This is a genomic window from Vreelandella sulfidaeris (genome assembly GCF_042429665.1).
Lineage (GTDB): Bacteria > Pseudomonadota > Gammaproteobacteria > Pseudomonadales > Halomonadaceae > Vreelandella.
Genome location: NZ_JBHMAC010000006.1, coordinates 19,501 through 41,989 on the forward strand (window position 1 = coordinate 19,501; position 22,489 = coordinate 41,989).

Here is a 22,489-nt window from a genome sequence, read left to right on the forward strand (position 1 = left end):
GATAACAATAGCTAGATATTTTTGCGCAATTAAGAGGGGTATATATGTTTAACGATAAGTCAGTTTTGATTACCGGTGGTACCGGATCATTTGGCCACACTTTTGTGCCCATGCTGCTTGAACGCTATAACCCTCGCCGCGTCATCATTTTCTCTCGTGATGAGATGAAACAATGGGAGATGGCAAAAAAGTTTGAAGGCGATTTGCGTGTACGTTTTTTTATTGGTGATGTGCGTGACCGGGATCGCCTTTATCGTGCCTTAGATGATGTTGACTATGTCGTGCATGCTGCTGCCACAAAAATTGTTCCTATCGCTGAATATAACCCTTTTGAGTGCATAAAAACTAACGTTATAGGAGCTATGAATCTTGTTGATGCCTGCATTGATAAGGGCGTTAAAAAGCTGGTAGCACTCTCAACCGACAAAGCTAGTAGTCCAATTAATCTATATGGCGCAACAAAGTTAACCTCCGATAAATTGTTTGTTGCTGGCAACCACTATGCCGGTCATAGCTCCACTCGATTTTCGGTGGTTCGTTACGGCAATGTAATGGGTTCACGCGGTTCAGTGATTCCATTTTTTATGTCGATTAAAGATAAAGGCGTGCTGCCAATTACCGACGAACGCATGACGCGTTTTATGATTTCATTGGAAGAAGGTGTTGAACTAGTTTGGCATGCTTTCGAGGATATGGAAGGCGGTGAAATCTACGTAAAGAAAATCCCATCAATGAAGGTGACTGACTTGGCAAGGGTTATCGCACCCGGTGCCAAGCAGGAAGTAGTAGGTATCCGCCCTGGTGAGAAGCTACATGAACAGATGATAAGCGCTGAAGACGCTCATTATACTTATGAATATCCTGAACACTTTAAAATATTACCGCAGATTAACAGTTGGGATAAAGACGCCAATCGCATTAAAGATGGCAAGCGTGTGCCGGATGGCTTCGTCTATGCAAGTAACAACAATAGCGAATGGATGTCTGATGCTGATCTGCAGGCTTGGATTGATCAGCATCGAGAGAAGATTGGAGCTATTTGATGATCCCTTATGGCCGTCAAGAAATTACCCAAGCTGATATTAATGCGGTTGTCTCGGTTCTTGAGTCCGACTTCCTCACCCAGGGGCCTCAAATACCCCGCTTTGAGCAGGCAGTAGCTTCCCATGTAGGTGCAAAGTATGCGGTGGCAGTGAATAGCGCTACCTCTGCTTTGCATCTTGCTTGCTTAGCGCTAGGACTTGGCAAAGGTGATTGGCTTTGGACCTCTCCGATCACATTCGTGGCGTCGGCAAACTGTGGCCTTTATTGTGGTGCGCATGTCGATTTTGTCGATATTGATCCACTCACTTACAATCTCTGTCCTGAGGCGCTAGTAGCGAAACTCGAGCGCGCTGAGCGCTCGGGCACGCTGCCGAAAGTGGTCGTGGCAGTACATTTGTGTGGCCAATCTTGCGATATGCAAGCAATTGGCGCATTGGCGAAGCGCTACGGGTTTAAGGTGATCGAAGACGCCTCTCACGCCATTGGCGGGAAATACCAAGGTGAATTTATAGGCAATGGACGCTACAGCGATATCACTGTGTTTAGTTTTCACCCTGTGAAGATCATCACCACGGCAGAAGGCGGCATGGCGGTCACTAATAGCGACGAATTAGCCAACAAGATGGCTTTGCTGCGCAGTCATGGCATTACCCGTGACCCTGCAGAGATGACACATAAAACCGATGGTCCCTGGTATTACCAGCAAATCGAGCTGGGCTATAACTATCGCATGACCGAGCTGCAGGCTGCGTTGGGGATCAGTCAGATGGATCGGCTTAATGAGTTTGTCACCCGTCGGCATGAACTGGCCAAACGTTACGATGAGCTTTTAAACGACCTGCCGGTAACAACGCCCTGGCAGCACCCGGACAGCTATTCCGGCCTGCATCTGTATGTAATTCGTTTGCAACTGAATGCCATCACCAAAACACATCGCCAGATATTTGAGTCTCTACGAGGGCAGGGCATCGGTGTAAACCTGCACTACATCCCCGTTCATATCCAGCCTTATTACCAGGAAATGGGGTTTGAACCGGAGACGTACCCCGAAGCAATGAATTACTACCGTGAAGCCATCAGTTTACCTATGTTTCAGGGGCTGACGGATGAGCAGCAAGACGCGGTAGTGACGGCGCTGGGGCAAGCTCTAGTATGAGCGCTATACTCTTATTGCAGGCAAGGACGAACTCCTCACGCTTACCGGGCAAGAGTTTACTGCCTGTGGGGGGAATGCCCCTAGTAGTATTAGCGGCTCGACGTGCTGGAAATACCGGGCAAAGAGTTATTGTGGTCACCTCTCATGAATGCTCAGACGATGCTTTGTGCGAGGTTTTGAAAAGCTGGGGAGTCGAGTATTTTCGTGGTGAGTTAGACAATACGCTTAAGCGCTTTGTGGATGCGCTGGAGAACCTTGCTGATGATGAGGTGGTTGTCAGGCTGACTGGTGACAACGTTTTCCCTGATGGCCCTTTCATCGATGAGCTGCTGACGTACTTTGAACAACGCAAGCTACCTTATCTATGCTGTGGTGGTGAATTGTCCGGGTTGCCTTATGGCGTCAGTGCAGAGATTACTCGAGCGAAGTATTTAAGAGAAGCTCATCAATATACAGAGTCAGGCTTTGATCGAGAACATGTAACTCCTTGGATTATTAAAAAATATGGTCGGAACAGTTTTCTGCGATATCAAGAGCTAGAGATGCAGCAGTGGCGATGTACAGTTGACACTTTGGATGACTATCTCCTGGTTTCAAAACTATTTGGACATGATGAGTCTATCGAACAGCTGCCACTCGAAGTCTTGCTGGACAGACTCAGAGAAGTGACAACGAATGTATTTATGACTACCCCCGCATTTCGAATGGTGTTAGGCAGCGCACAATTTGGTCTCGATTACGGTATTGCCAACAGTGAAGGACGTCCTGAGCAGGCCAAAGTAAATCAACTGATCCGTACCGCTATTGCCAACGGAGTACAATATATAGATACAGCCCGTGCCTACGGTGATAGTGAAAATGTTGTTGGAAAAGCGCTTTCCAATGGCTGGGCATCAAGAGCAACTGTTATAACTAAGCTCTCGCCGCTCAGTGATTGTCCAATTGATGCGGACCCGAAATTAGTACGTGTTTTTGTTGAACGCAGTGTCTACCAATCCTGCCATGCGTTAAATGCCAAGAAGCTAGATGTTCTCATGCTTCACCGTTCTGCTCACCTTACGAAATGGCAAGGCGTTGTGTGGAAAACTGTTAGCGACTTAAAGCAACAAGGAGTGATTAAAGAACTGGGGGTTTCTGTGCAATCCCCAGAAGAAGCTTTAGACGCTCTGGGTTTTCAAAATGTTTCTCTTATCCAACTACCCTTTAATATATTGGACGATCGTTGGGGTAGTGTTGTCGGAAAAATAGCTCACGTGCGTAAAGGTAGGAAGTTAATCATTCATGCTCGAAGTGCGTTACTTCAAGGGCTCTTAACGACTGACCACGATGAACTTTGGCAACGGGCGTGGTGTACAAAACCTGAAAGCGTGATTGATTGGTTGAGAGCGAAAGCTCAACAGCATACTCATGACGATGTGGTTAATCTGTGCATCCGGTTCGTCCTTTCCCAAAAGTGGATCGATGGATTGGTAATGGGTGTGGACAATCAGGAGCAACTGATTCATAACCTTGCGAACGCTGCGACCAAACCATGGAATGAAGCAACCTTGGCTTCGATAGTGAACGACCGCCCGTTTGTTTCTTACGAAACTCTTAACCCAGCTACCTGGAAACAAACCAATGACTAACATGTCTCAACAATTTTCCCTTAAGCACCGGAATGTGTTGATTACGGGGGCTACTGGTTATTTAGGGCGAGCAATGGCTAGTGGTCTTGCAGAAATGGGTGCCACAGTACTGATCAATAGTCGCAATCGCGAGCGGGCAGAAGAGGTGGTTGGTAAACTTCGTAGTGAAGGTCTTTCTGCATTACCGGCTGTGTTTGATGTTAATGATGATGATGGAGTTAGGCAGTGGTTCTCTCAGAGTATCGACTTCCCTTTACATGGTTTGGTTAATAACGCTTATTCTGGTGCTTCTGGCTCCATCGAGACAGCTTCAGTAGATCAATATCGTGATAGCTATGAAGTATCCGTGGTATCGGCTCATCGATTATTGCAGCAGGCCCTTCCTGGTTTGAAGCTAGCTGTGAAGTCGTGTGGGCATGCATCGGTCGTCAATATCGGCTCTATGTACGGAATTGTCAGCCCTGACCAGAGAGTTTATCAGGACAAAATTACGGCTAATCCGCCTTTTTATGGTGCGGCTAAAGCTGCCTTGTTGCAATGGACCCGCTATGCTGCCTGTGAATTCGGGAATGAGGGGATTCGAGTCAATTCCATCTCTCCAGGTCCTTTTCCATCTGAAAGCATACAGCTATCCAACCCGGGATTTGTGACAGCATTGGCGAGTAAAGTGCCGATGGGAAGGATTGGTCAAGCGGCAGAGGTGCAGGGCCCGTTAACATTTTTGATCTCGGATGCTTCCAGCTTTGTTAATGGCGCCAATCTGGTGGTCGATGGAGGGTGGACATGCTGGTAGCCTTCCGTGCTGATGCTTCTGTACAGATTGGTACTGGTCACGTCATGCGCTGCCTGACTCTGGCTGAAGAGCTGCGTCGGCAGGGGCATCAATGCTTATTTATTTGCAGAAATCATGAAGGTCATCTGGCAGATATAATCACGCAAAAGGGGTTTGAACTACACCTGCTGCAGCCACCTGAACAATTAGAAACATTGGCAAAAGATGAGTTAGTGCTTGCTCATGCCGATTGGCTGGGTGTTCCATGGCAGACCGACGCAAACCAAACGCTTCAAGTGCTTTCCAGCTCCAACGCAGAGTGGTTGATTGTCGATCATTATGCCCTTGATGCCAAGTGGGAGCGTAAATTGGCGGAAGCCGTTAGCCAGATTATGGTGATTGATGACTTAGCAGATCGGGAGCATGACTGTGCGGTGTTGTTAGATCAGAACGTATTGGGTTGTTGTTTTAAGCGACGGTATCAATCCAACGTAAATGAAAATTGTAGACTATTGCTGGGGCCAACATACGCTTTACTGAGTCATGAATACGCCGTATTGGCCAATGCTCTACCTTCGCGAAACGGCTCTATAGCTAGAATCTTGATTTTCGTGGGCGGGAGCGATCCCTTCCATCTGACTGAGTTGTACCTGAAAGTTCTTGCAAAGCAAGAGTTCAGTCATTTATCCGTTGACGTCGTGATTGGCAAAAATTATCCATTGTCTGCTGTTATACAAGAACTGGTTAATAAACGTGCCAATACCCAGCTTTATTCAGGGCTGCCTAGTTTAGCAGCTTTGATGGTGCGAGCGGACTTAATGCTAGGAGCGGGCGGAACAACGAATTGGGAAAGAATGTGTCTAGGATTAAACGTAATTGTTGCAAGCATTGCACGTAATCAAGATAAAATTAATCAGGTCCTAGGAAATCGTTCCCTAGTAACTTTCCTTGGGAAGGCCGACGAATTGACTACCGACGCCATCGCTTGCGCTATTCGGTCTGTGATCAGCGAGCCCGAGTCGAATAGCCAACGCTCCGACGTTATGAGAAAGATAGTGGATGGTTATGGCGCGCAGTATGTTTGTCGGGTGCTGACAGGAAATTAAGGCTATGACTCTGCGTGAAATAAAAGAAGATGACTTGGAACTCATGCTGGGTTGGCGCAATCATCCTGCTATCCGTTCAAAAATGTTCTCTCAGTCGATCATTGATTTTGATCAGCATAAAGCTTGGTTCAAACGTAAGGCCAAAAAAAATGACTCCTTATGGCTGCTATTCGTTGATGATAAAGGAATACCATCAGGTATAGTCTATTTCACTGATATGGATAAGGCTTCTAGCCATGCCTTTTGGGGATTTTACGCTGCACCAGATGCTCCACCGGGCACAGGAACCAGTATGTGCCGCGAGGCTCTTAACTATTTTTTCAATACTTTAAAGTTTCATAAGCTAAATGCAGAAGTTTTGCAGAGCAATAATCGAAGTTATTTTTTTCATGTAAAGCTTAATTTTAAAATTGAAGGTGTTTTTAACGATCATTATTTAGGTTTTAAAGGCTATGAGTCAGTAACTCGTTTTGCGCTACTGGCTGATGACTATATTTAGTTATAGTTTTAGTAGTTTTCTCTCGAGTTATGAGGCTTGCAATGAGTAATTATGAGTTGATAAAGATTGGAAGTGAAAAGAAAAATGATTTCATTTTGTCCTGGGAAGCGGCTTTTAAAAGAGAGTTGAGTCGTGAGATTTACGAATGGATTTTTAATGAAGAAAATATTAAATATTCTTTGGTTTATAATGGTGAGTTAGTTGCGGGATATTGCCTTTATCCTTTACCTTGTATTTGGAAAGGGAGCCGTTCGATAGCTTTACTATGCAATAACGTTTTTGTTTGTCCTGGCCATCAAGGAAAACAATTATTCGTAAAGATTAGTAAGGAAGCCCTTAATGATGCTAGCAGAAATAGTGTTGCTAAAGTTGCTTACGGTATCCCAAATTCATTGGCACTTCCAGGACATAAAAAAGTTGGTTGGGGAGTACAATACCCTGTCAAGTTTATAGAGAAAAAAGCGATTTCTAGGGAAGGCAGCCCAGTAAATGAGTGGCATTATGGTACGATAAGCGATGATGTTAGGCGCGCTTTCGCTGCCTGTTCAGAAATGTCATCAAAGAATAGAATATTTTCAATTATAAAAGACGAAAAATTTATTAAATGGCGTTATGAATCTAAGCCAGGAGTCAATTATTGGTTTGGCTTTTCTAAAAAGAAGGGGCATGTTAGTGCCTATTGTGTCTGTAAGTTTTACCGTGAAAAAAAAGTATTGCACGTGGTTGATATTGACGGAACGGACGAAGATTCTGTTCGATCACTTATTAATGATATTGAATTTTTGCCTGAAGACTTTGATAGAATTAATCTTTGGTCTTCTACTATTCACAAAATGTTATTTATTTCTGAAGGTTACTCGGTTTCTAGCGAGAACGATAATTTTATTGCTATTCATATAGATGATTTGAGGCCTGTTTTCTTTGAGTCATGCGTGAATTTGTGTTTGGGAGATAACGATGTTTACTAATAATCATATTTTAATAAATGGAAGAAAGGTAGGACAAAAATATCCTCCATTTATCATAGCCGAAATGTCAGGCAATCATAATCAATCTTTAGCACGTGCAATGGAATTGGTTGATGCAGCTGCAAAATCAGGTGTGCACGCCTTGAAGTTACAAACTGCAAGCCCGGCTGGCCTTACTTTAAATGCTACTACCCCAGAGTTTTTGATCGACGACCCTCAAAGCCCATGGCATGGTCGAAATTTATACGAGCTGTATAAGGAGGCGGTAACGCCTTGGGAGTGGCATAAACCCATATTTGACCGTTGTGCAAAGCTAGGCTTGACGGTATTCAGTTCGCCATTCGAGCTGGGAGCAATCGACTTTCTCGAGGAGTTAAACACGCCCTGTTACAAAATAGCATCATTTGAGTTAGTTGATCTTCCTCTGATCCGAAAAGCGGCAGCTACCGGTAAGCCATTGATTATGTCTACTGGAATGGGCACTGTAGCTGATATTCATGATGCGGTGAGTGCAGCTAGGTCAGAGGGTAATGAACAAATCATTTTGCTGAAATGCACCTCCAGTTATCCCGCAACTGCGTCAGACGCGAACATTGCAACGATTCCACACCTGCGTGATATGTTTGGGCTTCAGGTTGGTTTGTCTGATCACACTCTTGGTATTGGGGTGTCATGTGCAGCGGCTGCGCTTGGTGCAACTGTTGTGGAAAAACACTTTACGCTGAAACGTTCAGATGGAGGTGTGGATGCTTCGTTCTCACTTGAACCGGATGAATTCTCATCTTTAGTAGAAGAAAGTGAGCGTGCCTGGGCAAGTGTGGGTAATGTTGTATATGGTGGCACTATTGTTGAAAAGAAATCCCTTAAGTTCCGGCGCTCTCTATACATTGCTGAGAATGTCAAAAAGGATGATGTCCTGACGGAAGAAAACTTAAAAATAGTACGCCCAGGATATGGCTTGGCACCGAAATACATCGATATATTATTGGGTCGGAGGGTGAATCAAGACTTGTCTGCTGGCACTGCTATGAAATGGGAGTATATCGGGTGAATAAAAAAATCCTTCTTGTAGCTGCTCACACTGATGATGAAGCGCTGGGCTGCGGTGGAACTATCGCAAAACACGTCGCTCAGGGCGATAGCGTTTATGCAGTCTTTCTGGCAGACGGTGTAACCTCCCGTCCGGAAGCTAGTAATGTGGAGCTTGAAGAAAGAAACGCAGCTGCTGCTAAAGCTCACCAGATCTTGGGAATAAAGCATACATACATGCTTGGCTTTCCTGACAACCGTATGGATAACATACCTTTACTAGACATCGTTCAGAAGCTGGAAAGCGTACTGAACGAAGTGCAGCCCCAAGTAATCTACACTCACCACAACGGTGATTTGAATGTAGATCATCGAATTACTCATCAAGCCGTACTCACAGCATGTAGACCTGTACCAGGTGCTTCTGTCAAAGAAATCTATGCTTTTGAAGTACTATCTTCTACTGAATGGTACACACCCGGAGTTGCTCCTTTCATTCCTAATGTTTTCGTTGATATTTCAGCATATCTTGAAACAAAGCTTAAAGCGCTGGAAGCATATAAGCAGGAAATGCGGAATGAGCCTCACGCTCGATCAATCATGAATTCTAAAAGGCAAAGCGAGGGCCGAGGAGCTTCGGTAGGTACTAAAGCAGCAGAGGCATTTACATTAATACGAATTATTAAATAAGCTAACTTGTTTATTTTTTGAAGATAGCTGTCAAGTCAATTGGGCAAGACAGCTGCTTGGCACTTTAATGCTTAACTCAAGAAATTTTGCTGTTAAGAAATTCAGGATAGCTTTCAAAAGAGGCAAACCCAGTATGAGGGAGGAAATCTAAGCTTGGTCCTTGCTTTAAATTATAGTATCCATAAGGTGTTGTATTTTCCTTTTTTTTTGTTTTTATGTCATTTTCTAGAAGATAGTTTAGCTGTTCAATATTCGTTGGCTCATAAACTGCATCAAGTCCTTTATAGATAGGGTTGCCTAATGTGATGCTAGGAATACTGGCTCGAGTTGCCTCAATTCCTATCGTAGATAAAAAAGTAATTACCTTCGATGAGCGATTAATTAAATCATATGAGTCTATTTTAGAAGAGCTAGGAATTAGAACAACATTTTTACCCGAAAGGGTATGCCAATATTTATAATCCTTTGTGCATATACGTTCTTGATTCGGGTGCAGTCTAATAACTAGCGTGTATTCGTGTTGCAATGCTGCCCAGTTGATTAACCATTCAATAGCTTGGCGTTGGTCCTCAAAAATATCGGATAAACAAATTCGTGGATCTAATGATGCAAATTCATCTTCACTAGAAGTAAAAAAAGAGATGATATTTTTATTTATATCCAATTTCTCTGAAAAATTGCGTGTGAATTGATTGTTCATGTTTTTATCAAAGAATGATTGGCCTATTATTTTCTTTTTATTATCGTTGGTGCTTTCCCATAAGTTCTTGACAATATGAGAGGTGGCAACGAAATCATGAATTCTGGGTTTTTGTATTTTAAGATTCTTCCAGCTGTTCATTCGCTCATAATAAAATATATTACACCCAAGCTGCTCGCAGAAAAGAGACTGTGGGTAAGTATTGTAATGTCTGCCATTATAAATATATATCGTGTCGCCAGGTTTCACCGTTTTTGAAGCTAGTTCTTGAAATGTTTCAAGGAAAAGAACAGTTTGTTGGGTATATGTGTTTAGCTCATTCCGAATTTTAATTAATTCAAGGTTTGTGCATCTATACTTTGATATTAAGCTAGAAGCAATACCTGTTCCAATGTTGATGCTATTATATTCTAATGATTGAAGTTTCTTAACATTAGTAATTCCATAGGTAAGAGATTCTGCTATCTTTTCAATAGTGCCATTAAAGCTTATTTTGTCATTTGTTTGGAAAATTCCATTTTCGATGCCGAGCTTTTCTGAAAGAAAACTCTTCAAAGAAGGAATCTTGTTAGCATCACGAGCGCCCACAATTACTAGAGGAATCGGATCTTCGTTTTTTGTTACTTTTAAATAATAAAGTAGTTCTAGAAACGTTCCTAAGACTTGATAGTTCTTTAAGTCGCTGCAGTAGACATAGTTCATGTTTAATATCCGAGATAATCTTTAAAATAATTTGCTGTTTCAGTGATGCTTGTTTTCGCCTCCCAGCCATATTCCTTCTTTGCTTTTTCTGCAGAAACCACTAGATTGTTAATTGCACTGTCTTCTGTGGAGTCGATGTGAATCGATTTCTCGGGTTTCCCTAGTTCGGTAGCTATTGTCTTTATAGTGTCTAATAAGCTGTAGGTTTTAGCTGGGCCTATATTGACTATTTCGTATGCATGATTTGAAGTGTAGTTAACGAAATGGGCTATAGCGTCTAATGCATCATTAATATCAATTTTACTTATTAAACGATTGGGTGTGTTAAGAGTGATAGTTTTATTTTGAAGTAGGTCTGCTGTCATTGATGAATATGCTTCATGAGCTAAATTGCTCTCAATAGGAGCTATGACAGAAGCAAGCCTGAGTACTGTGAATCTAGTTTCGTTCGATAATTTAGTTAGGCTTTTTATATGATTCTCAACAGTTACCTTGGCCCGCGCGTAGCTACTTTGCGGATTAGTCTCACACTCTTCAGTGAATGTTTCATTTTCTGAAAATCCGTATACACTCTGTGATGATACAAAAATAAATTGATCTACCGAGCTTTGAATTGTCTGGGTGATTAATTCAAAGCTATTAACTAAAGATGAGTGTATTTCATTATCATTGCTATTCGGTCTAGCAAAACCTAGATGAATAATGGTATCAAAATTTGAAAGATTGATTGTTCCTGAGTTTAAATCTCCTAATGAGTATGCGTTTTTATCATTTGTCTTTTTTTCTTGTGTATAAAGCTTAGCAATGTTATGACCCTGGCTTGATAGTTGTTCAAAAAGACGACTTCCTATCATTCCGCTTGATCCAGTAAGAAGAATTCTTTTTTGGAGAACATCTTCTTTTACTATTGGTTTTACTCTAGCCTTTTGTACCTTTTTGCTAGCAACTTGTCTAATCCCTATGTATCCGTCAGCAAGCGATAGAGACTTCGTGTATTGATTGTATATTAAATTGAAGACACAATACTCGACTTCATTAAATCCAAGCTTCGCTCTTAAGCCAGTAATGCCTGTAAACCTAGGGTTGATTTCAAAAACTTTAAAGCCATTGTCCGTCATTCTTCCTTGAATATTTATAGGGCCGAATGCATTAAGTCTTTTTAGCGACAAAGCTATGTTTTTTATAAATTCTGCTAATTCACAAAGCGGGTAGGGCTTTATTTCAATAGGAATACCATCTTTGAGAGAGTTGTAAGTTGCACATGATTCGACTACGGTTGAGTCTTTATTTAAAATTAACTGCAGTGAGATTTCTGAAACTTGTAAGTTTCCGCCCGTTGCTAGCTTTTTAGAGAATGTAGTATAGCTTGGGTCGATTTTTCGAGGCGATGCTATTTCCTGATAAATATAGCCCGATTCATGTTTGCAAGCATCAAGTTTTTTTCTAGTATTAATAATGCTGATTCCATTAGAAGCGAACCCTTGTTCTGGTTTCCTTATTAAAGGTAAATCCTGATCATTTATTTCATCAGGATGGTAGCTTTTAACGAAATATTTGGCTGCTTCATGAAAACTATTTATGTATGTCGATTTAGATCGACATTTGCTAATTAATTCGTGAGGTGAAACAATAAGTTTGGTTCCCAGTGATGATAGCGTCTTATGATACCTGGCTAATAGGAGGGCTTCGTCATCATGTCCAGGAATTAAAACTTGTATACCATAATACTGAATACAGTTCTTTAACTGAGTTATGTAGTCACTGTCATAGTAGCTGGGGATTAGTGCATAGTCGTCACAATCGAATGCGCCGTAGGCCAATGGGTTATTCCCTAGACCAATCAGTGTTACTTTTTCCCTAAAAAAAGAACATGAGTCTACTACAGACTGACCCACGCCACTTCCTACAGAGCAAACGCCAATAACTATCTTCTGCATATTGGTATCATTCATTTTGTGGGTTTTTCGATCAGCGTAATGATTTCTTTAAGCGTGGCATCTTCCATATCAGGAAAGATTGGTAGGCATAAGATTTTTTCAGAAATAGCTTTTGCGTGGCTTAGATCATGTTGTTTGTTCATGCTGTTGTACTGGGTAGTATCACTAATTAGCGGATAGAAATATCTGCGGGTGTGAATGTTGTGTTCTTTAAGGAAGTGATACAGCTCATCCCTATTTAATGGATAATTTTTTTCAATTATAATAGGAAAGTATGCGTAGTTGTGTTTTCTTGGGCATAAGCTGTTTGGTAAAGTTATACTTGGTACATTCTCTAGCGAAAGCCGGTATAGATTATCAAGAGCCTTGCGCTTTTGGAGGGCATTGTCGATATATTGTAACTGTAGCAAGCCAAAAGCAGCATTTAATTCGCTCATCTTGCCGTTAATGCCAGCTGCTACGACCGTGATTTCATCAACAATGCCGAAGTTTTTTAAATTGTTAATATGCTGCTTTGTTTTTTTATCAGGGCAGATGATTGCGCCGCCTTCAAACGTATTGAAAACTTTAGTGGCATGAAAGCTAACTGCACTCAAATCCCCATGTCTTAGTATACTGCCCCCTTCATCTTCAACGCCGAAAGCGTGGGCAGCATCATAAATAACCTTTAGATTGTATTTATCTGCTATTGCTTGTATTGCGTCGATGTCGCAAGGGTTTCCATAGCAATGTACAGGCATAATAGCAGCGGTACGGGGGGTGATCGCAGCTTCAATTTTAGTTGGATCAATATTAAAGGTGTTAGGGTCAATATCGACAAAAACAGGTGTTATACCATTCCAGGTTAAGGCATGTGCTGTTGCTACAAATGAAAATGGGGTGGTGATGACCTCACCAGTAATTCTCAGTGCTTGTAATGCGGTGAGTAATGCTATAGTGCCGTTATTGAAGAGCGCTATCTCTGGCACGCCTAAATACCCGCAAAGTGCCTCTTCGAGCTGCTCATGCATAGGACCATTATTGGTTAGCCGCTTGCTTTCCCATATTTTCTCCAAATAGGGAATGAACTCTTCCAGTGGAGGAAGGTATGGCTCTGTCACATAAATGGGCTTATCGCTCATGTTTCACTCGTTAATTGTCTTAAGTAAGCTCCGTACCCGCTTTTCTCCAACGGTTGGCTTAGGCTAATCAAAGCCTCCTTGCTTAACCAACCTTGGTTGAAGGCAATTTCTTCCAGGCAGGCGATTTTATAACCTTGGCGTTTTTCGATCGTCTCAACGAATTGTGCGGCTTCTAGTAGGCTGGCATGAGTGCCTGTGTCAAGCCATGCAAACCCCCGCCCAAGTAGCTCTACGTGTAAGTCGCCACGTTCAAGATAGGCTTTATTGATAGAGGTGATCTCTAGTTCACCTCGTTTGGACGGCTGGACTTGCTTGGCAATCTCAATAACATCATTGTCATAGAAGTAGAGGCCGGTAACAGCAAAATTTGAGAGCGGTCGTTTGGGTTTTTCTTCTATGCTGACAGCGCGTCGTTCAGAATTAAATGACACAACGCCAAAGCGTTCGGGATCTTTTACTTGGTAGCCAAACACGGTTGCACAGCCATTCCTAGCAGCCGCTTGGCGGAGCTTGGGTGTAAAGCTTTGACCATAAAAGATATTATCGCCAAGTACGAGACAGACATTATCGCCACCAATGAAACTTTCCCCAATAATAAATGCTTGTGCTAAGCCTTCTGGCCTGGGCTGTGCTGCATAGGTAAGATTTATACCAAAACGACTTCCATCCCCCAGTAATCGCTGAAAGCTTGTTTGGTCATCAGGCGTAGTGATGATTAATACTTCTCGAATGCCCGCTAGCATTAGCACTGACAACGGATAGTAAATCATCGGTTTGTCGTAGATGGGCAGAAGTTGCTTGGAAACGCCCATAGTGATGGGGTATAGCCGTGAACCACTGCCCCCTGCCAAGATGATACCTTTCATGGGTGGCCCTTGTGGTTTGTTATTAGTGCCATCTCGACCCGTGGCTGCGTTTCGTTATCATGCTTAAGTGAATGGAGTCTAACGGCCCAATGCACTGTCTTTCGCAACCCGCTATCGAAGGTCTCTTTGGGGAGCCAGCCTAGTTCTTGGGTGATTTTGTTATTATTAATAGCATATCGTTGGTCATGACCTGGCCGATCTTTTACAAACGTAATTTGCTCTGTATAAGTCCCTTGAGCGCTAGGGACCAGCTCATCCAGTAGCGCACACACTTTTTTCACAACCTCGATATTGCTGTACTCATTGCTGCCACCAATGTTGTAGGTCTGTCCTATGCTACCTTGAGTCAATGTTTGATAAAGGGCATGGGCATGATCCTCTACATACAGCCAGTCTCGTCGCTGTTGCCCATTTCCATAGACAGGTAAGTCTTCGCCTGCGAGCGCGCGGTTAATCATCAAGGGAATTAGCTTCTCCTCATGCTGCCAAGGGCCGTAGTTGTTTGAGCAGTTGGTGATTACTACCGGAAGCCTATAGGTTCGGTGCCAAGCACGTACCAGGTGATCGGAACTCGCTTTACTCGCAGAATAGGGTGAGCTGGGGGAGTAAGGGGTTGTTTCTGAAAAAGCGGGGTCGTTAGGCGCTAAATCGCCATATACTTCATCCGTTGATACGTGATGGAAACGGAATTTTTCTCTTTTCTGACCACTTAGGCTAATCCAGTAATGCCTTGCCGTTTCTAGCAGTGTGTAAGTGCCCACAATATTGGTTTCAATAAACGTTGCTGGGCCACTGATGGACCGATCCACATGGCTTTCAGCGGCCAAATGCATAACGGCATCAGGCTGATACTGATGAAAAACCTGTTCTATCGCGGCGCCATCACAAATATCAACTTGGGCCAAGTGATAACGTTTACTGGCGGCAGCGCCTTCTAGCGCATCAAGATTGGCAGCGTAAGTCAGTTTATCGATATTGATAATCTGCCAATCGGTATGGGTCATCAAAAATCTGACAACAGCGCTACCTATAAACCCTGCGCCGCCTGTGATGAATAATGTCGTCATTATGATGGGGTGCCTTGGTGCGAAGTTGTTGAATCAGAATGAATGGTGCCATTGCGCATATCGATATCTTGTCATACTGCTGCGGCTGCAAACGAGAGAAAAGAGTGGTTCGTGGTGCTTATGAATGTCATTTAAGCATAGGATGGTTGTCACTGAAGAGAGTGTTGATCCACGAGATGCGCTGTATGTATTGGTCTTTGGAGCTACGCATGCGCGGTTACAGTAAGAGCCTAGCAATTCCTAAATTCACTTTATCTTTTTGATGAGTATAGAGGTAACTAAACACTTGATTGTTGTGCAGCTTTTCAGTTCTTAAAGCGCTCAAGCACCGATCACTAGACTCAGCGGGCGAATTCACCTAGGGCTGACGGCTGATAGGCCTCCCCCGAAACCTTTCCCAACAAGCTCCATGTCGCGCTACTTTAGGCCAAAAAAGAGTTAATCGCCTATCGGCAGTAGGTCGGGGCAGGAAATGTACTGTAGCGAGATTCGAAAATTTTTTTATAAAAACTAAAGTTCCTATTCCTCCTGCCGTTACCAATTGCAATGAATTGTGTACAAGGATGCCCTGAATGGCGGTTATTAATACGAACCTGCTCTCTTTAAGCGGCCAAAATCAGCTCCAGCGCTCCCAGTCTTCGATGGCGACAGCTATCGAGCGTTTGTCATCTGGGTTGCGTATTAACGGGGCGAAAGATGATGCTGCTGGGCAGGCTATTGTTAATCGTATGGATTCCACCCTCCAGGCTGGGAAAACCTTAACTCGAGGCATCAATGATGGTATCTCGTTGATGCAAACTGCCGAAGGTGGATTGGATAGTATTAACGATATTTTGCAGCGCTCACGTGAGCTGGCTATTCAATCCGCAAATGGCACCCTTTCGGATGCTGATCGCTCCTCAATCAATGCCGAGTATCAGCAACTGGCTGAGGAGATCGATCGGTTAGCATTCAGTACTGAGGCGTTTGGGAAAACACCGCTCGCGCCCGCTGAACCGCGTCCGTTACCCGTTAAACTGGGTAATGCACCCCATATTACCGAGCTTCTTGAGCCTAGCTTTAAGGGCTTTACCTCGGGCACGGTTTCCTTGTCTTACATACCCGTTGGCGCTACCAACGTTGTGCTTGAAATTGATTCTCAGGCTTACGATGATGATTTTCAGATATTCACTCAAGATGGAAAGCACCTGATAGGTACCCCTATTGATGGTGACCATCCTGACTATGTATGGCAATTTCAAAACATCACTGATACAGCGTCTGCTAATACTGCTTTGATTACGACTGATAATGGCTTTCAACCGAGTGCCAGCTACGATGCTAGTTTGTTTCAAGATGCTGCTGGAAGCTATGACCTGAATTCGCCGCCTGTTGAGCTCGACTACAACGGTATGAAAATTACCTTTAGTGGAGACGGTGATCGGCTTGCGCTGGCGTCGGCGGATGATGACAGTACCGAGTTCAACAATGGCCAGCTGACTGACAATATGCGAGAACGAGTAACCATCGACAAGGTGACGGAAAACCTGATCGTTTTCGTAGTGGGTAAGGGCTCTTTTAACGCCAGCGCTACCTGGGATGATATGCCGATTGAATATGACGATCCCGAACCTGCATTAACTCCTGTTAGCACCTCTACCAATATATTGGTAAGTGCTGGCGTTGGTCAGAAAGCCGAGAGTATCACGATTGCTCCGACACCTTCTGACACCTATTCATTGGGACTCAAAGGCGTGGCGCTGGACCCCAGAGAGAAAGCGCTTGAGGCAATGCAAAAACTTCAGCAGGCGATGGGGCAGGTAGATGGCTATCGGAGTGAATATGGGGCACTAAATAATCGTTTCGAATCTGCCATTGGCACCTTGAGCCATGAGCAAGTGAGTTTAGGGGCTGCTAAATCGAGAATCGAAGACACCGACTACGCTATTGAAGCGTCCAATATGGTTAAAGCGCAGATACTTCAGCAAGCGGGTACTTCGATGCTGGCACAGGCCAATCAGCACCCACAAAATGTTCTTTCATTGCTGGGTTAATTAGCTAACCGATAGGTAGCTAATAGTCAAAACGGGACCGTATAAGGTCCCATTTTTATGCCAGTAATTGATGAAGATGACTTATCACCCTTTGGTAATCCGTATCCGATTACTCGCCGAAGCACCTCCCTTTGTGGCTTTATTCGCTAGAGTAAATCTTACTTAGTATTTAATAATGATTAAGTTATAGTAAGGTTTGGATCACTTACAAGAATGCAAACCACGGTCTACTTAACTAGCGGGAGACCACCCATGAATCCGCAAAAAATAGCATTAATGATGACGATCGCTGCGGGCTGGCTAAGTTTCAATAGCTTGATAATCCTGATGTATTACTTGTTGCGAAGGAAAGGAGTGCTGGAAGGAGGAATGTCCCGCGGTGGGGAGTGGTTGAAGTTCGGTCGGAAGCTGGCATCTAATACTAAGCCAGAGGTAAAGCCGCCTCTAGGTAACGATATTGCTGTTGATAAAGCCGCTATCGATAATGCCGTTGTTAAGTTGGGCGCTGTCTCTATGTCACCCGAGCCGGATGTTAGCCTAGAAATGGACACTAAAAGTGTCGATGCTGACGACAACAGCGATAATCACGTGCTCTTCGTCATGTTTGAAAAGCCCAGCATTGAGCTTAATAAGCAACTTCAGCTAAGCTTGCAACAGTGGGAGGCTCACTACGATGACGCACTGCATGTATATAGCGTCCCGGGAGTCACTCCGCAGAACCCATTTTTAGTCACCAACGCCTACCCGCCTGGGGTGATGCCCCCCGTAGAGTCGTTCCAGAAAGAAGATTTCTTGATTAGTGGTGTGAGCGTGATCCTTAAAAAGCCCAAGCGCAAACGCGGGTTTGATAAAGTACAGTTGGAAAAATTTGTCACGTTTGCGCAGGCGTTGGCCGCGTTAGGTGGAAGCGTATTGGATGCTGAACGTCAGGTGGCGACTACTAAAACATACCATGCAATCCGTCACCGGTAGTGTCTAGTGTAAGTGGTATATTCTGAAAAAGAATAAAAATTAATTTTTATATTCTTTTGTTTGCTTTTTGTCGTGAGGGTAAGATAGTAGCCATAATGCTGCATGCGTTTATGTGCGGCTATTCGGATCGTCGCTATCACGACATGAGGAAATAAATTTATGCCACTATTACGCACATTTAATATTACCCTCGCCGCGCTTTCGCTGAGCGTGGCCAGCGGCGTATTCGCTGCCTCTACCCAAGCAGACACGCTCCGCGTGGGTATGTCAGGCGGTTATTTCCCTTTCACCTTCGTTGAACAGGACGAGCTAAAGGGCTTTGAGGTCGATGTGATGAATGCCGTGGGTGAGATCACCGGTGATGACATCGAGTTCGTTACCGCAAGTTTCTCTGGTTTGGCAGGCATGCTTGAGTCTGGCCGTGTCGATACCATTGCCAATCAGATCACCATTACGCCAGAACGTGAAGCCAAGTATGTCTTTACCGAACCCTATGTATATGACGGTGCGCAAGTCGTTGTGCGTGAAGGTAATGACACCATTCAGGGGGTTGAAGACTTATCCGGCAAAAGTGTGGCGGTGAACCTGGGGTCTAACTACGAGCAGCTACTACGTGAGCAGCCCAATGCCGATGAGATCGATATCCGTACCTATGAGTCCAACATTGAGCAGGATGTAGCGCTGGGCCGTGTTGAAGCGTTTGTCATGGATCGTGTGAGCGCGACGCAAGTCATTAAAGAGAAAGGCTTACCATTAGAGCTGGCGGGCCAGCCCTTCTCAACCATTGAGAACGCGCTACCGTTCCGTGATGACGAGACAGGCCGCGAACAGCGTGACCGTGTTAACGCCGCGCTAGCGGAGCTACACGAAAGTGGTGAATTGAGCGAGATATCTGAAAAGTGGTTTGATAGCGATATCACGCAACCTTAAGCGCTTGGGCTATTGTTATAACGCGGCCGTGGCATTGCCACGGCCGTTTGCTTATCAGCAATTTGGCCATGTTTTTGATGACCGCGTTGAATGACCGTACTGAATGCTCTTATTGAATGACTATGTTGAATAATTCTTTTGAAAAACCCTTTTGAATAACCATGTTGAATGACCATGCTTAACCTTGAGTATATGTGGGAGCTGTTGCCGATTCTGCTGAGCTATTTGCCGCTCACGCTGGAAATGGCAACGATAGCTATGGTGTTTGCACTCATCCTGGCGTGCCTGCTGGCGGTGGTGCGTGTTTCCCGGGTGCCGTTCTTGAACGGGGCTTCGCTACTGTTTATCTCGTTTTTCCGCGGTACGCCGCTGCTGGTTCAGCTGTTTCTTTTTTACTACGGCCTGCCGCAGCTGATCAGTGCGTTGATCTCGATTACCGGGGTAACGGCCGCGGTACTGGGATTAACGTTGCATTTCTCGGCTTATATGGCCGAGTCCATCCGCGCGGCGATCGTCGGGATTGATCGTAGCCAGACCGAAGCGGCACTCTCCATCGGCATGACCCAGTCCCAGTTGATGCGGCGTATTATTCTTCCTCAAGCCACTCGCGTGGCGACGCCTACGCTGATGAATTATTTTATCGATATGATCAAGGCGACTTCGCTCGCCTTTACGTTAGGGGTCACCGAGTTGATGGGCGCTACGCAAAAAGAGGCGGCGGGCAGCTTTCTTTATTTAGAGGCTTTCCTGCTGGTGGCGCTTATTTATTGGGCGGTGGTGGAGGTGCTCTCCTGGGGGCAGCGTCGATTGGAAATTTACCTGAACAAGGCCTATCAACGATGATTTCGCTGCAAGGCATCACTAAACGGTTTGGCGACCATACGGTGTTTAACGATATTGATTTAACCCTTTCCCAAGGGGAAATTATCGTAATCATCGGGCCTTCGGGTACTGGTAAGTCGACGCTTTTACGCTGTATTAACTTTCTGGAGCGGCCCGATTCCGGGCGTTTGAAAGTGGGTGACTTAAGCGTTGATACTCAGCGTGCCAGCCGGGCTGATATCCTGGCACTGCGTCGCCGCACAGCGTTTGTGTTTCAGAACTATGGTTTGTTCGCCAATAAAACCGCGCTTGAGAATATCAGCGAAGGCATGATTGTGGTGGATAAGCTGCCAAAGGCGCAGGCACATGCGCGAGCCAGGGAGATTCTGGAGCGTATTGGTTTGGCGGAAAAAGCCGATGCTTATCCGGCTTCTCTATCTGGTGGCCAGCAGCAGCGTGTTGGCATTGGCCGCGCCATGGCCGCCAATGCCGATGTGATTCTGTTTGATGAGCCAACCTCATCCCTTGATCCTCAGTGGGTGGAAGAGGTTTTGGCCCTGATGAAGCAGTTGGCGGTAGAGCGGCAGACAATGATCGTGGTAACGCATGAAATGCAGTTTGCCAGAGATGTGGCCGACCGGGTTGTCTTTATGGATGATGGCGGCATCGTTGAGCAAGCTCCGCCTGAAGAGTTGTTCACTGCACCAAAAGATGAACGCACACGTCAGTTCTTGCATAAAATCCTCGCCGCCAGCGGGCAGCCTTCGCCATAAATGGTACCAATGCGGTTTTGCGAAAATTTCGAATAATGCTACTCTGGTAGGTGATCCCTTTTGAGGAGATGAGATAATGGTGTTGCTTACTGACACGTTACCTAGCCAAGAAGAGTCCGCGTTTGCAAAGCTTTCGAGCCGCGAGTTGGCTGCTTATGTAGAAGCTAATGCGTCTACGCAGCAGGTAGTTCTCCCAGGCAAAGATGGTCGTGCGCGCCATGTAGAGATACCCGTAAGTGCGCTTCGTTTGTTGGTCGATATACTGACAGAGTTAGGTGAAGGTAATAGCGTAAAATTGATTCCTGTTCATGCTGAAATGACGACTCAGGAAGCGGCCGATTTGATGAATATGTCGCGTCCAACGTTTATCAAGCTATTGGATGAAGGAAGCATTCCTTACCATCGTGTAGGTAATCGTCGAAAAGTTAAGTACACAGATGTGATGACGTACAAGCAGGAGGTGGATCAGCAGCGGCTTAAGGTGCTTGATGAACTGTCGTCGCTCGACCAGTCACTGGGTCTGGGCTATTAATGAGTTCTTACTACACGGTGGTTTACGATGCCTGCGTCCTCTACCCTGCTCCGCTAAGAAGCTTACTTATATATCTGGCAATGACCGATTTGTATCGGGCGCGCTGGTCGCGCCAAATACATGAGGAATGGATGAGAAGCCTGTTAGCTCAGCGCAGTGATCTATCATGGGAAAAGCTAGAACGTGTCCGTGAGCTAATGGATAAACATACCCGTGATGCGGTTGTAGTAGGCTTTGAGCCATTAATTAATGGGCTTAAGTTGCCAGACCCCAATGACTGTCATGTGCTCGCTTGCGCTATTCATAGTGGTGCTGAAGCGATTATTACGTTTAACCTCAAAGATTTTCCAGACGCTATTGTCGCTGATTACGATATTATGGCAATCCACCCTGATGAGTTTTTATCGGACATGATGGCATTAAGCCCTGGCGACGTTATCCAGGCGGCTCAACGGCATAGGAAAAGCTTGCAGCATCCGCCCTTTGATGTGGATGAGTATCTTGGTTTGTTGTTGAATCAGCGGCTTCCTGAAACCGTCAGCGAGCTTAGGCGATACCGTTTAATGCTTTGAAGTTTCGCCTAGTCTGGTGAGTGCTTTTCTTGCTCTGAATGACGCTGGCAAGCACGCGTAGCGCGTGATAGACTACGCCATCCTCTCAGACAAGACCCGTGAATGGGCAGCGTATTTTAACTGCCCGTTACACTTTTTGGTAGGGTGAATCGCCTGCCAAATCAATTGGTTGTTGCGGAAATGTCGAGCTGTGATAGCGCAGTCGACAAATATATATTTAATTTCGTTGCCGCTTATCGGCAACCTTTATTCTCCAAGGAGATACCCTGTGGCGAACAGCAAGCAAGCTCGCAAGCGCGCCCGCCAGGCCGAGAACCGTCGCGTCCTGAAATCCAGCCAGCGCAGCATGGTCCGCACCTACATCAAGCGTGTAGTGAAAGCGATCGGCACCGGCGACCACGCCAAGGCAATGGAAGAGTTCAAGGCTATGCAGCCGGTCGTTGACCGTATTGCTGACAAAGACGTGCTGTCCAAGAAGAAAGCAGCTCGCCTGAAGAGCCGTTTGAACAAGCGTATTAAGGCACTGGCGGCGTAAGTCGGCAGGCGCCCTAAAAAAACCGGCTACGGCCG

General features: G+C 44.9%; 22 protein-coding genes. 17 read left to right on the top strand and 5 right to left on the bottom strand.

Going from position 1 to position 22,489, the window contains the following annotated elements; all coding sequences use genetic code 11:
* Positions 1 to 44 precede the first annotated feature (44 nt).
* From pseB to ACFFLD_RS03645, 9 genes are read left to right on the top strand one after another with little or no spacing between them, the layout of a single operon-like run.
* Positions 45 to 1,043, top strand: a complete 999-nt coding sequence (gene pseB / locus ACFFLD_RS03605) for a UDP-N-acetylglucosamine 4,6-dehydratase (inverting) (RefSeq protein WP_386036618.1) — start codon at positions 45 to 47, stop codon at positions 1,041 to 1,043.
* Positions 1,043 to 2,200 carry a UDP-4-amino-4,6-dideoxy-N-acetyl-beta-L-altrosamine transaminase gene (gene pseC / locus ACFFLD_RS03610; RefSeq protein WP_386036615.1) on the top strand — a complete coding sequence of 386 codons (1,158 nt, stop codon included), beginning with the start codon at positions 1,043 to 1,045 and terminating at the stop codon, positions 2,198 to 2,200. Before pseB ends, pseC begins: the two co-directional genes overlap by 1 nt.
* Positions 2,197 to 3,828 carry an aldo/keto reductase gene (locus tag ACFFLD_RS03615; protein ID WP_386036612.1) on the top strand — a complete coding sequence of 544 codons (1,632 nt, stop codon included), beginning with the start codon at positions 2,197 to 2,199 and terminating at the stop codon, positions 3,826 to 3,828. Before pseC ends, ACFFLD_RS03615 begins: the two co-directional genes overlap by 4 nt.
* Positions 3,821 to 4,621 (top strand): SDR family NAD(P)-dependent oxidoreductase, encoded by an 801-nt coding sequence (locus tag ACFFLD_RS03620; RefSeq protein ID WP_386036609.1) that lies wholly within the window; start codon positions 3,821 to 3,823, stop codon positions 4,619 to 4,621. Before ACFFLD_RS03615 ends, ACFFLD_RS03620 begins: the two co-directional genes overlap by 8 nt.
* Positions 4,612 to 5,706: a UDP-2,4-diacetamido-2,4,6-trideoxy-beta-L-altropyranose hydrolase gene (gene pseG / locus ACFFLD_RS03625; protein WP_386036606.1), complete on the top strand. Its 1,095-nt coding sequence runs from the start codon at positions 4,612 to 4,614 to the stop codon at positions 5,704 to 5,706. Before ACFFLD_RS03620 ends, pseG begins: the two co-directional genes overlap by 10 nt.
* A gap of 4 nt (positions 5,707 to 5,710) precedes the next feature.
* Positions 5,711 to 6,205 (top strand): UDP-4-amino-4,6-dideoxy-N-acetyl-beta-L-altrosamine N-acetyltransferase, encoded by a 495-nt coding sequence (gene pseH, locus ACFFLD_RS03630; protein ID WP_386036603.1) that lies wholly within the window; start codon positions 5,711 to 5,713, stop codon positions 6,203 to 6,205.
* Positions 6,206 to 6,246: 41 nt separating this feature from the next.
* Positions 6,247 to 7,173: a GNAT family N-acetyltransferase gene (locus ACFFLD_RS03635; RefSeq protein ID WP_386036600.1), complete on the top strand. Its 927-nt coding sequence runs from the start codon at positions 6,247 to 6,249 to the stop codon at positions 7,171 to 7,173.
* Positions 7,163 to 8,224 (top strand): pseudaminic acid synthase, encoded by a 1,062-nt coding sequence (gene pseI, locus ACFFLD_RS03640; RefSeq protein WP_386036597.1) that lies wholly within the window; start codon positions 7,163 to 7,165, stop codon positions 8,222 to 8,224. Before ACFFLD_RS03635 ends, pseI begins: the two co-directional genes overlap by 11 nt.
* On the top strand, positions 8,221 to 8,892 hold the full coding sequence (locus tag ACFFLD_RS03645; RefSeq protein WP_386036594.1) for a PIG-L deacetylase family protein: 672 nt from the start codon (positions 8,221 to 8,223) through the stop codon (positions 8,890 to 8,892). Before pseI ends, ACFFLD_RS03645 begins: the two co-directional genes overlap by 4 nt.
* 76 nt (positions 8,893 to 8,968) lie before the next feature.
* Here the strand turns inward: ACFFLD_RS03645 and ACFFLD_RS03650 are convergent, their stop codons facing one another.
* The 5 genes from ACFFLD_RS03650 to rfbB are packed head-to-tail and all read right to left on the bottom strand — an operon-like array spanning position 8,969 to position 15,285.
* Positions 8,969 to 10,294, bottom strand: coding sequence for a capsular polysaccharide export protein, LipB/KpsS family (locus tag ACFFLD_RS03650; RefSeq protein ID WP_386036591.1), 1,326 nt, complete (start codon positions 10,292 to 10,294; stop codon positions 8,969 to 8,971).
* Between the two features lie 2 nt (positions 10,295 to 10,296).
* Positions 10,297 to 12,231: an NAD-dependent epimerase/dehydratase family protein gene (locus ACFFLD_RS03655; RefSeq protein ID WP_386036588.1), complete on the bottom strand. Its 1,935-nt coding sequence runs from the start codon at positions 12,229 to 12,231 to the stop codon at positions 10,297 to 10,299.
* 11 nt (positions 12,232 to 12,242) lie between these two features.
* Positions 12,243 to 13,352, bottom strand: coding sequence for a DegT/DnrJ/EryC1/StrS family aminotransferase (locus ACFFLD_RS03660; RefSeq protein ID WP_386036585.1), 1,110 nt, complete (start codon positions 13,350 to 13,352; stop codon positions 12,243 to 12,245).
* Positions 13,349 to 14,218, bottom strand: coding sequence for a glucose-1-phosphate thymidylyltransferase RfbA (gene rfbA, locus ACFFLD_RS03665; RefSeq protein WP_386036582.1), 870 nt, complete (start codon positions 14,216 to 14,218; stop codon positions 13,349 to 13,351). Before rfbA ends, ACFFLD_RS03660 begins: the two co-directional genes overlap by 4 nt.
* Positions 14,215 to 15,285 (bottom strand): dTDP-glucose 4,6-dehydratase, encoded by a 1,071-nt coding sequence (gene rfbB / locus ACFFLD_RS03670; RefSeq protein ID WP_386036579.1) that lies wholly within the window; start codon positions 15,283 to 15,285, stop codon positions 14,215 to 14,217. Before rfbB ends, rfbA begins: the two co-directional genes overlap by 4 nt.
* Positions 15,286 to 15,857: 572 nt before the next feature.
* On the opposite strand from rfbB, the gene ACFFLD_RS03675 reads away from it, so the two are divergent.
* The 8 genes from ACFFLD_RS03675 (at position 15,858) to rpsT (ending at position 22,454) form a co-directional block, all read left to right on the top strand.
* Positions 15,858 to 17,318 (top strand): flagellin N-terminal helical domain-containing protein, encoded by a 1,461-nt coding sequence (locus tag ACFFLD_RS03675; protein WP_386036576.1) that lies wholly within the window; start codon positions 15,858 to 15,860, stop codon positions 17,316 to 17,318.
* Between the two features lie 252 nt (positions 17,319 to 17,570).
* The gene (locus tag ACFFLD_RS03680) at positions 17,571 to 18,290 is read left to right on the top strand and encodes a cell division protein ZipA C-terminal FtsZ-binding domain-containing protein (protein ID WP_386036573.1); all 720 of its coding nucleotides are present in this window, start codon (positions 17,571 to 17,573) and stop codon (positions 18,288 to 18,290) included.
* 159 nt (positions 18,291 to 18,449) lie between these two features.
* A complete protein-coding gene (locus ACFFLD_RS03685) occupies positions 18,450 to 19,220 on the top strand; it encodes an amino acid ABC transporter substrate-binding protein (protein ID WP_386036570.1) in 771 nt (256 codons plus the stop codon).
* A gap of 174 nt (positions 19,221 to 19,394) precedes the next feature.
* Positions 19,395 to 20,063: an amino acid ABC transporter permease gene (locus ACFFLD_RS03690; protein ID WP_386036567.1), complete on the top strand. Its 669-nt coding sequence runs from the start codon at positions 19,395 to 19,397 to the stop codon at positions 20,061 to 20,063.
* Positions 20,060 to 20,815: an amino acid ABC transporter ATP-binding protein gene (locus ACFFLD_RS03695; protein ID WP_386036564.1), complete on the top strand. Its 756-nt coding sequence runs from the start codon at positions 20,060 to 20,062 to the stop codon at positions 20,813 to 20,815. Before ACFFLD_RS03690 ends, ACFFLD_RS03695 begins: the two co-directional genes overlap by 4 nt.
* Positions 20,816 to 20,891: 76 nt before the next feature.
* A complete protein-coding gene (locus tag ACFFLD_RS03700) occupies positions 20,892 to 21,347 on the top strand; it encodes a helix-turn-helix domain-containing protein (protein WP_386036561.1) in 456 nt (151 codons plus the stop codon).
* The gene (locus ACFFLD_RS03705; protein ID WP_386036559.1) at positions 21,347 to 21,919 is read left to right on the top strand and encodes a PIN domain-containing protein; all 573 of its coding nucleotides are present in this window, start codon (positions 21,347 to 21,349) and stop codon (positions 21,917 to 21,919) included. Before ACFFLD_RS03700 ends, ACFFLD_RS03705 begins: the two co-directional genes overlap by 1 nt.
* 268 nt (positions 21,920 to 22,187) lie before the next feature.
* Positions 22,188 to 22,454, top strand: a complete 267-nt coding sequence (rpsT, locus tag ACFFLD_RS03710) for a 30S ribosomal protein S20 (RefSeq protein ID WP_022521977.1) — start codon at positions 22,188 to 22,190, stop codon at positions 22,452 to 22,454.
* Positions 22,455 to 22,489: the final 35 nt, after the last annotated feature.